A 10852-nucleotide genomic window follows, 5' to 3' on the forward strand; every position below is an offset into this window, starting at 1 on the left:
TTTTATTATTCCTCCTCTACCCTTACAACATCACAAGTAATATCTCCATCCATCATCTTTACAGTAACTCGATCAGCTTTCTTTACCTGACTTACTGATTTAATAATAGTTCCATCTTCAGAATAAGAAATGGAAAAACCTCTTTTCATAATTTCTAAAGGATTTAGTAAACTTAACTTATCCAGATTATTTGCTAATCTTTCTGATTTTTGTGTGATAGTCTGTTGCATTATGTTTTGCTGTTGCTTCATTAGTTGTTTTAATTGCTGTTTGGATCTCTCCAACTGCTTGACTGGCTGTTGATAAATAAAACGTATATACAAATGCTGGTAGTTCTGATGACCCTCTCCTAAATGATTAGTCATTGATTTATTCAATTGATCCGTTCTTGTATCCAATTCCTGTTCTTTTTGTTTGAGCAATTGCACTGGATATCGAAAAGCATATGACTGTCGAAGTCTACTTAGATGTTGCTTATGTTGCTTTAACTGCTGATTTAAGTCTTTGATGAGCATTCGCTTTAATGTGGAAACCTTATCCTTTAATTCTTGTCTTGACGGAACCGCTAACTCTGCAGCACCTGTAGGAGTGGGAGCTCGCAGATCTGCAACAAAGTCACTAATCGTTACATCTGTTTCATGACCGACTGCCGAAATAATTGGAATTGTAGAGTTAAAAATCGCTTTAGCCACTATCTCCTCGTTAAAACTCCATAGTTCTTCAATGGATCCCCCACCTCTACCAATGATTAGTACATCGAATAGAGATTTTGTGTTAGCTACCTCTATAGCTTGACTAATGGACACTGGAGATTCCGTACCTTGGACAAGAACTGGTAAAACAGTAACTTCAGCGATTGGAAATCGCCGTTTAATGGTAGTAATAATATCTCGAACCGCTGCTCCTGTAGGCGAAGTAATAACACCAATATGAGTAGGTATCTCAGGTATTGGTTTCTTGTGGTGTTCATTAAAATATCCTTGTTTCTGTAGCTTTTCCTTTAGCTGCTCAAACGCTACGTATAAAGCTCCGATCCCATCAGGTTCCATTTGCTGAATATATAACTGATACTGTCCGTAGGCTTCAAACACACTAATTTCGCCTTTAATTAAAACGTTCATTCCATTTTCTGGAGTGAATTTCAACCTTCGATTATTCCCAGCAAACATAACAGCTTGTATTCTCGATTGATCATCCTTGATGGTTAAATACATATGTCCTCTTGAATGATGCTTAAAATTAGAAATTTCCCCGCGCAGCCAAACATCACTTAAATGCGGATCAGTGTCTATTTTTCGCTTTATATACTTTGTAAGCGCAGTAACTGTTAAATACTTATCATTCACAATTTCTCTAATCCTTCAGCTGCTTTTATTGTATTTTTTAAAAGCATTGTAATTGTCATTGGACCTACACCTCTGGGAACAGGAGTGATGAATGCCGCTTTTTCTTTTGCGCTTTCGAAATCTACATCTCCAGTTAATGAGCCATCCTCCAACCGATTTATACCGACATCGATGACCGTCGCACCTTCCTTTATATCGTTTGCATGAATAGCATTTGGCCTTCCAACAGCAACAATCAAGATATCCGCTTGTTTTGTAAACTGCTGTAAATCCTTCGTTCGAGAATGACAATATGTAACAGTAGCATTTTCATTTAATAATAACTGACCGACAGGCTTACCAACAATATTACTTCTTCCAATAATAACAGCATGTTTTCCTTCCATTGGAATATGTTTTGATTGGAGCATTGTCACTATTCCAAATGGGGTGCAAGGTAAAAATGTATTCATACCAGCCATCATTCTTCCAATACTTATAGGATGAAATCCATCTACGTCTTTATTAGGGTGTATTGTCTCAATAATTTGTTGTTCACGGATATGAGTGGGAAGTGGTAGCTGAACAAGGATACCATGTACCGCCGAATCTTGATTGAGCCTTTCAATCAGTGCTAGTAATTCTTCCTCAGTAATAGAAGTTGGCAACTCAATTAAATCCGAGGATATCCCTGTTTCCCTACAAGCTTTTTCTTTTCCGTTAACATATGATTTAGAAGCTGGATTATCACCAACTAATACAACGGTTAAATGTGGATATATTCCTTGCTTTTTTAGCTCTTCTACCTCTACTTTCATTTCATTTCGGAGTTCATCGGCTAACGCTTTTCCATTGATTATTTCTGCAGTCATTCACGACATCCCCTTCGTTTATTGAACAAATTTTGATAGAACACCATTTATAAATTTTCCTGAGTTATCATCTCCATATGTATTTCCTAGCTCAATTGCTTCGTTAATGGAAACATTATCAGGTATGTCCTCTACATAGCTGATTTCAAAGATAGCAATACGTAATATTGTTTTTTCAACAGACGCTATTCGATCTATCGACCAATTTTCTAGCTTCTCTGAAAGCATTTTATCAATTTCTTCCTTATTTCTTGCCACACCTTCTACGAGCATGGTTAAAAAGGCATCTTTCGTCTCATTTTCAAGAAAGTGCTCCATAGCCTCGGCTGGTTTATTGTCATTTACATCTAACTGAAACAATATTTGAAATGCCTTTTCTCTTGCTGTATGTCTGTTCATTGCTTATAGCTCCTTTTAACATATCTCTTACAAATCATAACATGATTATATCACCAATGCTAGAATCAACATTAAGACTGAATACCATGCTAATTATCAAAAAAAAGAGGTCAAAAAAGGATCTAATATTCCTTTTGACCTCTCTTCTTATTCATCTACATCGTCTGTTCCTTCCATTTGTATCCCTACAACATGAACGTTAATTTCATCAATTTCTAAAGCTGTCATATTTTTCAGCGTCTGTCTAATATTCGTTTGTAGCATTTGTGCAACCTGGGGGATAGATACACCAAAGTTTAAAATAACAAATAAGTCGATTAAAATTCCATTATCTGTTAATTCCACCTTTACCCCTTTACTATGCGCTTTCTTACCAAATCTTTCAGCCACTCCAGAGGCAAAATTACCACGCATCGCGTATAAACCATCTACTTCAGTAGCCGCTATACCTGCAATAACTTCAATAACTTCGGGAGCAATTTCTACTTTTCCTAAACGATCATCACTCACATTTAGTAATGGTTGTTCACTCATTTGCTCACTCCTTTTAGTCTATGTTTATTCCGTTTTGTCTTGTACTATTGGATTTTCTTCTAAGAACTTTGTATTAAAGTCCCCGTTGATGAATACTTCATGATCCATAATTAAACGATGAAATGGAATAGTCGTATAAACACCTTCCACAACAAATTCATCTAGCGCCCGTTTCATTCGTTTAACTGCTTCCTCTCTTGTTTTTCCATAGGTAATTAATTTCGCAACCATAGAATCATAATACGGAGGAATTCGATAATCAGAGTATACAGCAGAGTCTACTCTCACTCCTAATCCACCTGGAGGTAAATACATTTCAATAGTTCCTGCTGACGGCATAAAGTTTTTAAATGGATTTTCTGCATTAATTCGACATTCAATTGCCCAGCCTTCTAGTGTTACATCGGATTGCTTTATGGATAGCTCTTCATTATTAGCGACTTTAATCTGCTCTTTTATTAAATCAACTCCAGTGACCATTTCGGTAACCGGATGCTCTACTTGAATACGTGTATTCATTTCCATAAAATAAAAGGCATTACTTGTCCGATCAAAAATGTATTCAATAGTTCCCGCACCTTCATAACCTACAGCACGTGCAGCTTTCACAGAAGCTTCTCCCATCTTCTTCCTTATTTCAGGTGTTAACGCAGGAGAAGGTGATTCTTCAACTAACTTTTGCAATCTTCGTTGGATTGTACAATCTCTCTCTCCTAAATGAATAACATTTCCGTGTCTATCTGCTAGTACTTGTATTTCCACATGGCGAAAGTCTTCAATATATTTCTCAATGTATACACCAGCATTACCGAAAGAAGTTTCTGCCTCTTTCTGTGTAACCTCAATACCTTTTAGTAATTCCTCTTCCGATCTTGCTACTCGAATACCTTTACCACCACCACCAGCAGTGGCTTTAATAATGACGGGATAGCCAATTTCATTGGCAACCACTTTTGCTTCTTCTTCATTTTCAATAATACCATTAGAACCAGGTACAATTGGAACGTTTGCTTCGTCCATTGTTTTTCTAGCTACGTCCTTAATACCCATCTTTTGTATTGCTTCGGGAGTTGGTCCTACAAATGTAATATTGCATGCTCGGCAGATCTCAGCAAAGTCTGCATTTTCAGCTAAGAAACCATATCCAGGGTGGATAGCATCCACTTCTGTTAATATCGCAACACTCATTATATTGGTGAAATTAAGATAGCTGTCTTTACTTTGCTTCGGTCCGATGCAATATGCTTCATCTGCTAATTGAACATGTAGTGCTTCACTATCTGCTTCGGAATAAACCGCTACCGTTTCAATATCTAATTCTTTGCAGGCTCGAATAATCCGGACCGCTATTTCTCCTCTGTTAGCAATTAACAGTTTTTTAATCACTCTTTACATCCCCTTACTTAGTGTTTACACGGAATAATGGCTGACCATACTCAACTAGCTCACCATTTTCAACCAATATTTCAACGATTTCTCCTGAAACTTCTGCTTCGATTTCATTAAATAATTTCATGGCTTCAACAATACAAACAACCGTTGACTCATCTACTTTACTTCCTTTTGATACAAACGCATCTTTTTCAGGAGATGGGGCAGTGTAAAAAGTACCCACCATCGGAGATACAATTTCATGATCATAAGCTACAGCTTGACTTTGTTCTGATGTAACTTCGTTTTCAACTGGTTCATTCTTAATATTTGCCTTTACATCTGATTGTTGTACGTTCTCTACCTTAGTAGTCGGCTGTATTTGATTATCCTGAACGGATACAGGATTTTTTTGACTAGATTTTTTCAAAGAAACCGTCGTACCGTTCGTTTCATACGTAAATTCTTCTATTGATGATTGATCAATTAACTTTATAATTTCTTGTATTTCTTGTACGTTTAACATTACTGCTGGCACCCTTTCATCTTCAAGCTTATTATTAGGTACTAATAACTCCTCTTAATATTTTACGACAAGTCCAATATAAACTTCAAGGTTTAACCTTAAAAGACAGATGTAAAAATGACCTTCCGATATCTTCTCTATTATAGCAATACTCAATAATTAAAGCGAATACAAGGGTGCTTCGTCCATGACAAAAGCAAAGAATCCGAGCAATGGTTTATTGCCCGGATCTCTTCGCTTACTTACTCTTGATCTTCTTTACTTTCCTTATTCTCATCTGCATTTTCTTCAGTTGCTTGGCTATTCTCAGACGGAACAAATGATACATCTACGTCTTCATAGCCTATTTCATCTCGAACCATTTGCATAATAGAAACTGCTTGTGATTTAGGCAACTTTTCCTCAACCTTCAATTGAACGACAACTTTCTCATCGTCTTCCATCGTTCTTACTAAGACATCCTCATAGTTAGCGGAAGCTAAAATACTATCCTCTAAAATTTTTTCTTTTGAAGACAAATTTTCTAATACATCAATTTCTTCAAGAGCCTGTTCCTTTTCTGTAGGCGTAGATGAGCTGGAAGCTACAATATCTGTTAACCGCTCTTTCTGTGCACTTCGATTATCTTCTAATTCCATTCGTAGTGAAGTGAAAAGTTGATCTTCTCCCAAATTCGATATTTCATCTACTTTGGCATCCCCTTCCGTTTCATTAGAATCTGTTGGAACAGCTTCCTCATCATTGTCTTGTCCATTATTGACATATGCTATATCCTCGCTATCTGGTGATGTCATATAATACACACTTAATACAATCATCAGACTTAACATCGTAAGTAACCAAACTGTTTGTTTTTTTAACATAAAATAATTCCTCCTTTAATTCTTTGGCATTACGGATACTCTGTGTGTCGGTACATCAAGTACTCTAGAAACTGCCTCTACAATCCATTTTTTAACGCTTGCATGGTCAGCACCCTTAGCTACAACAAAAACACCACGTACTTCTGGTTTTTTTGTTTGTATTAGTAACGGAACTTCTTTTTCACCTTGCCTTACCAGTACAGTTTGTGCCTCTTCGGTCGAGTCTTCTACTTCTCTTGTACCGCCATTTTTATCAGATTCCTTTGTTGTTTGTTGCCCTTTCACGAGGTTTTTCTCATAGACTTTAATATTCGTAGATTCTAAATTAACCATGACCTCTGCTTCCGATACACCTTTTATTTTGTTTAACAGCTCCTGTAGGTCCTTTGTATAAATCGTTTCCAGTTCTTCCATGTCAGAGGTAGTAGCTGATTTGTTTGAAGCAGTTTCTTTGGCAGGTTGTTCCATTGGTTGTTCTATTTGCTGTTCCAATTGCTGTTCCTCAGCCGTTTCTGGTGAAGAAGAAAATATATTTCCAACGATGAGCAACAAGATACCTGCTAAAGCTAAAATAATAATGTATCCCAATTTTTTTGGTGGGTGCTTTTTTGTGCCGTCTGATTTTTGGAATAATTTTTCTATTTTTTCTTTCAAGGTGCCCCTCCCTCCCATTGCAACGTTACTTTTTTGTTATCGAGCTCCCATACCTCTCTTAACAATGCTTGTATTTGTTCCAACTGCTCATCTTCGTTTGTGTTATCAGGGTTGTCCGTATCAATTACAACATCATCAACTATACTCACTGCTCCCTCCCCATCTTTTGATTCTCTTAGATAAACAATGACTTCATCCAAGTTTTTGAAGGTCATCTCCTGTTGGTTACCAAATTGGAACTTAATATCCGTTATCTCTACTTGATATTCTTCCTGAAGTGGTTGTTCAGCATATTCTTTTAATTGGACAGCCATTTGTTCTAAAATATATGCATCTTGTGCGTCTTCTATTTCATTTTTTTGTGATTCAATTAAATTTTCCATTGATTTTCCTTCCGTAGTTTCCTGTTCAAACTGTGCTACAGAGGCTTCTAACGCCTGATTAATATCAATCTGAAATATATAAAAAATTGGTTTTAATAAAATTAAAATTAAGATTAAACCAACTACTAATTTAATATATTTTTTCATGGAATTAGAGGGAACTAGTAAATCAATAATAGCTGCTAAGAGTAAAAACAAAATTATTTGTGTTACCCATTGGATTAATACCTGCATGTTCGTCCCCCTATCGTAAAAGCAATGTCAAATTACTTGCTACCACAATAATTACAATTGCTAGAAAAAACATAAATGATACAGCTAGCAAACACGCTAAGATAAATACAATGTATTTACTTATTGTGTTTAAGGTAGTGATGACTGGTCCATCTCCAATTGGTTGTAATACTGCTGCAGCTATCTTATATATAATCGCAATTGCAAAAATTTTTAAGGCAGGGAATAGTGCAATAAATAATATAATTAAAACACCTACGATGCCAATCGCATTTTTTAATAGTAAGGACGCACTTAATATCGTATCTGCAGCATCTGTGAAGGTACGTCCTACTACAGGTATAAAATTTCCTGTAATAAACTTCGCTGTTTTCATAGCGACACCATCTTGTATAGCACTGGCCGCTCCTTGTACAGACATGACACTTAAAAAGATGGTTAAAAAGATACCAAGTGCACCTAAACTTACCGTTTTGAATAAGTTTGCCAAATGGGTAACCTTATAATTTTCATTCAGACTGCTTACAATAATTAATAGTGCTGATAGAAATAATAAAGGCAATATAAATGTTGAAATTAATAATCCGCATGCGTGAATTAAAAAGATAATAATTGGATGAAAAAATGATACGGCAACCACATTTCCAAAAGTTGCCATCAAACCTAAAACTAGTGGTAAAAGTGCAATCATAAAGCTACTCATTGTATCAATAGCATCTTTTGCATAAGATACTGCGGAATAAAAGCTATTTAACGCTAAAAAAATTAACACGATATAGACGACAAAATACGCTATTTTACTCACCGTACTCTTTTCAAATGCATTATGCATGGTTTGCAACATGATAGAAAAGAGTGTAAGCATGAATAGAGAACCGAGTAATTTACCATTAAGTAGCAATTCATGAAAGAGAAATTCTACGAGTCCTATTAATGTATTTTTTAGCGAAAACGAACCCTGGTCTTTAATAAATTCGTAAACACTAGTTTTCTCTAATTCAGGAAGATAACCACCGTAATCTTGTACTAGTTCCCCCCAATATTTCTGTACGCCTTCCAATGAGATGTCATCTAACATTCCGTCTTGAACATCATGAATATTCGGATTCGCTGAAATAGTAGCTTGTCCCAGAAAGAAAAAGAAAAAAGCAAATAGAAGGATACGGAATTTTTTATGATGTTTCATCCACCATGAATACTCCTTTCTGGGTTATGTTAGGTTGCTGGTAAAAAGCGTAATATAGCCTCAATTACAGCTGTAATTATTGGAACAGCAAGCAATAGAATAAATATTTTACCTGCAAGTTCAATTTTGGAAGCGACAGATTCGAGTCCGGCATCTTTGGTGATACTTGCACCAAGCTCAGCAATATAAGCTATCCCGATAATTTTCAAAATTGTTTCTAAATACATTCCATCCACTTGAGCTTTCGTACCTAGTGTTTGAATTAATTGAAAGATAGAACCGATTTGTTGAATAATGGATAAAAAAATGATGACACCAGTGATGACAATTACAAAGAATGCAAATGTTCGATTAATATCCTTTAAAATAATATAGAGAATACTAGCTACTATGCCCAATGTTACAATTTGTAAAATATCCATATGATGTTACCCTTGGTAAAGAAATACGGATTTGATCTGCTGAAAAAGATCAGACAAACCGTTTATTACTAAAACTAGTACGATAATGAAACCAATTAGCGTTGCAAATTGAGCAATTTCCTCTTTTCCCATTTGTTTCAATATCGTATGGATTAGGGCTACAATTATCCCTATTCCCGCTATTTGAAATAAGATAGAAGCATCTGTAAACATCGGGTTAACTCCTTTCAACTATAGAAGCAGTAATACAACAAATATGCCACATAATACACCTAGGCTTTTAGTCATTTTTCCGTATTTTTGATAGTAATCCCTTGCATTTTCTAGCTCGCGATCTAAATGATTAGCTGCTAGCTGAATATGCTTTTGCTGTTGAAGAAAATCATGCTGACCTAATGTTTGGCCAAATTGTAATAATATTTCTTTTTCGTTATTTCCTAGACTGGAAATGTCCATTAAATCATCTAAGGATTTCTGCCAAACAACATAAAAATCCTTACTATCTTTATTCATATTTTTATACAATTGGTCAAAAAACGAATGAATTGGAAAAGGTGTTTGTTTTTTTATGGATTCAAATGCATCTTGTAAAGGTAATTGACTGTACATCATTTCTGCCTCTAATATTTGTAGTGCATTTTTAACTTGTCTTATATGCTTTGGCCGATTTGCTAGTCGATTACTCCATTCAAATCCAATCCAAGTAGTTGTTCCTATAAATAGAAGTGCCCCTATCCATTGCATAATTACCCTCCCATTTTCTTTCTTAATATGCTATTTCCATAAGCATCATATATATGCTGAAAACTTCCTGGAGAGGAGGTACGGTCCAGCAAGATAATTCTTTGAAATATTTCTTGCTGTAAAAGCGCTTGAATAGAAGGACGACGGTTTAATTCGTCAAGTGTTTGTCCATGAATACTACATATCACTACTACCCCTGCATTAATTGCTTCTAGTAAAGCATCCACATCCCTCTTACCGCCAATTTCATCAACAACTAGTATTTGTGGTGACATCGAACGTATCATCATCATCATACCCTCTGCTTTTGGGCATGCGTCCATCACATCAGTTCGTGGTCCTATATTATGTTGCGGCACTCCTTTAATCGAAGCGGCTATTTCTGAACGCTCATCTACAACACCTACTTTTTGTGGAGGAATATGCGTCCAGCCTGACGAGATAATGCGTGTAATATCACGAATAAGTGTTGTCTTTCCAGTTTGTGGAGCTCCAACAATAAGTGTATTTAAGTAACCTTGTTGATAGAGGTATGGGACTACCTCTGAAGCTGCACCTATCTTTTCTTTGGCAATTCTGATATTTAAAAAGGTGATATACTGAATTGCTTTAACCGAGCCATTTATTGTATTAACTCTGCCTGCTAATCCAACCCGATGTCCACCTTCTATCGTCATATAACCTTCTCTTAGTTCATCTTCCATTCGATATAAAGAAAATTCACTTAGTTGATTAATCATGTGAACAAAATCACCTTTAGTTGGAATTGGATGATAGACTGTTTTATGCGTTGCATGAAATATAAGCTCTACAGGTTTATTCAGCCGTAAGCGAATTTCTTCTAATTCATCCCACCTTCTCCCAACTTTTCTACTGACTTCATTTCTTATTTGTTCCGGGAATAAACGCAATACTTCCTCCATCATCTTCCCTCACTTTTCTATATTGCTTACTAGTAAATGTATGCGCTATTGGACAAATTATGACCTATTTAAAAGTAGTTCAATAAGGGTTAAGGTAGTAGGTTCTAGTAAAACTATTAAGCATTCCGCTACGTCGATCTTTTTAACTTTAATAGTTGTATCTATTGAGGACAAACAAATCTTAACTTTTTCATTCAAGAACAAAAAGGTAAGCGCCCGATTAGAAACGTAGCGGCTGGAGCGAGTCAACGGAGATAAAGGAAACACGGTGAGCTTGCAAGCCAACGATGACTTAGATGAGGACGATTTATGAATTAGCCTTGTTTCTAGGTGCTGGAGCTGGACGCGGCTCAACACGCCCATAATTTTCCACATGGGCAAATTGTATAGTTTCCTAAACTATTATAAAAAACGGA

General features: G+C 35.9%; 14 protein-coding genes. All 14 read right to left on the reverse strand.

Annotated features, from left to right (window positions below):
- Positions 1-5: 5 nt before the first annotated feature.
- The 14 genes from xseA to spoIIIAA all read right to left on the reverse strand — a co-directional run bounded on the left by xseA (position 6) and on the right by spoIIIAA (position 10436).
- Positions 6-1346, reverse strand: coding sequence for an exodeoxyribonuclease VII large subunit (xseA, locus tag JUJ52_RS04270; protein WP_026681111.1), 1341 nt, complete (start codon positions 1344-1346; stop codon positions 6-8).
- The gene (gene folD, locus JUJ52_RS04275) at positions 1343-2197 is read right to left on the reverse strand and encodes a bifunctional methylenetetrahydrofolate dehydrogenase/methenyltetrahydrofolate cyclohydrolase FolD (RefSeq protein WP_026681112.1); all 855 of its coding nucleotides are present in this window, start codon (positions 2195-2197) and stop codon (positions 1343-1345) included. The genes xseA and folD overlap by 4 nt, the downstream gene beginning before the upstream one ends.
- Before the next feature lie 18 nt (positions 2198-2215).
- Positions 2216-2596: a transcription antitermination factor NusB gene (gene nusB / locus JUJ52_RS04280; RefSeq protein ID WP_026681113.1), complete on the reverse strand. Its 381-nt coding sequence runs from the start codon at positions 2594-2596 to the stop codon at positions 2216-2218.
- A 147-nt stretch (positions 2597-2743) separates the two neighbouring features.
- On the reverse strand, positions 2744-3130 hold the full coding sequence (locus JUJ52_RS04285; protein WP_026681114.1) for an Asp23/Gls24 family envelope stress response protein: 387 nt from the start codon (positions 3128-3130) through the stop codon (positions 2744-2746).
- Positions 3131-3154: 24 nt separating this feature from the next.
- The gene (gene accC / locus JUJ52_RS04290) at positions 3155-4516 is read right to left on the reverse strand and encodes an acetyl-CoA carboxylase biotin carboxylase subunit (RefSeq protein WP_026681115.1); all 1362 of its coding nucleotides are present in this window, start codon (positions 4514-4516) and stop codon (positions 3155-3157) included.
- A 13-nt stretch (positions 4517-4529) separates the two neighbouring features.
- Entirely contained in the window at positions 4530-5027 is a 498-nt protein-coding gene (gene accB, locus JUJ52_RS04295; RefSeq protein ID WP_026681116.1) for an acetyl-CoA carboxylase biotin carboxyl carrier protein, read from the reverse strand.
- 242 nt (positions 5028-5269) lie between these two features.
- Positions 5270-5890, reverse strand: coding sequence for a SpoIIIAH-like family protein (locus JUJ52_RS04300; protein ID WP_080668668.1), 621 nt, complete (start codon positions 5888-5890; stop codon positions 5270-5272).
- Positions 5891-5905: 15 nt separating this feature from the next.
- Positions 5906-6544: a stage III sporulation protein AG gene (spoIIIAG, locus tag JUJ52_RS04305; RefSeq protein ID WP_026681117.1), complete on the reverse strand. Its 639-nt coding sequence runs from the start codon at positions 6542-6544 to the stop codon at positions 5906-5908.
- A complete protein-coding gene (gene spoIIIAF, locus JUJ52_RS04310) occupies positions 6541-7161 on the reverse strand; it encodes a stage III sporulation protein AF (RefSeq protein ID WP_026681118.1) in 621 nt (206 codons plus the stop codon). The genes spoIIIAG and spoIIIAF overlap by 4 nt, the downstream gene beginning before the upstream one ends.
- Positions 7162-7171: 10 nt before the next feature.
- Positions 7172-8347: a stage III sporulation protein AE gene (spoIIIAE, locus tag JUJ52_RS04315; protein ID WP_205388507.1), complete on the reverse strand. Its 1176-nt coding sequence runs from the start codon at positions 8345-8347 to the stop codon at positions 7172-7174.
- Between the two features lie 29 nt (positions 8348-8376).
- Positions 8377-8769, reverse strand: coding sequence for a stage III sporulation protein AD (gene spoIIIAD / locus JUJ52_RS04320; RefSeq protein WP_026681120.1), 393 nt, complete (start codon positions 8767-8769; stop codon positions 8377-8379).
- A 6-nt stretch (positions 8770-8775) separates the two neighbouring features.
- The gene (gene spoIIIAC, locus JUJ52_RS04325) at positions 8776-8982 is read right to left on the reverse strand and encodes a stage III sporulation protein AC (RefSeq protein ID WP_026681121.1); all 207 of its coding nucleotides are present in this window, start codon (positions 8980-8982) and stop codon (positions 8776-8778) included.
- 18 nt (positions 8983-9000) lie between these two features.
- Positions 9001-9513 (reverse strand): stage III sporulation protein SpoIIIAB, encoded by a 513-nt coding sequence (gene spoIIIAB / locus JUJ52_RS04330; protein WP_026681122.1) that lies wholly within the window; start codon positions 9511-9513, stop codon positions 9001-9003.
- Between the two features lie 2 nt (positions 9514-9515).
- The gene (spoIIIAA, locus tag JUJ52_RS04335; RefSeq protein ID WP_026681123.1) at positions 9516-10436 is read right to left on the reverse strand and encodes a stage III sporulation protein AA; all 921 of its coding nucleotides are present in this window, start codon (positions 10434-10436) and stop codon (positions 9516-9518) included.
- Between the last annotated feature and the right edge of the window lie 416 nt (positions 10437-10852).

The organism is Virgibacillus sp. AGTR (genome assembly GCF_016919725.2).
Lineage (GTDB): Bacteria > Bacillota > Bacilli > Bacillales > Amphibacillaceae > Virgibacillus > Virgibacillus salarius.